1 protein-coding gene is annotated in these 526 nt (G+C 50.4%); it reads right to left on the minus strand.

Annotated elements, in window-relative coordinates; genetic code table 11:
- Positions 1-24 precede the first annotated feature (24 nt).
- The coding region (locus R7Z50_RS30930) for a glycoside hydrolase domain-containing protein (protein ID WP_318150204.1) at positions 25-526 on the minus strand (502 nt) is incomplete at its 5' end.

Raw genomic sequence — 526 nt, forward strand, 5'->3', positions numbered from 1 at the left:
GGGTGTTATTTGGATGGGTATCAGTTACTGCGCTTTCATCGCTTCAGATTTGTCTGAAGTCATAACAAAATGCAGTTCACCACCGTCTTTCAAATCGCTGTGCGCGAAGCTGAAGTTGTCACTCAATTGTTTGCCATTGATGGTCACCGACTTCACGTAGATGCTCTCTTGGCTGTTGTTTTCTGAGGTGATGGTGAATTTACCGTCCGCGACTGGAATCACGGCTTTGTCGAACAGAGGACGGCCGATGGTGTAACTTGCTTCGCCCGGTGTGACTTGGTAGAAGCCCAATGCAGACATCACATACCACGCCGACATCTGACCGACGTCTTCGTTACCAATCAGACCTTCATGCGTTGGGTGGTAGAACTCGTTCATCGCTTGGTCGACGATTTCTTGTGTCTTCCAAGGCTCTGCCGTCCAGTTGTAGAGGTAAGGTACGTGGTGATCAGGCTCGTTACCCATCACGAACTGGCCGATGTAGCCAGACATGTCGTGTGATTGGCTCGTATCAGCGTTGGAGTCC

It is taken from the genome of Vibrio sp. 1249-1 (genome assembly GCF_033340495.1).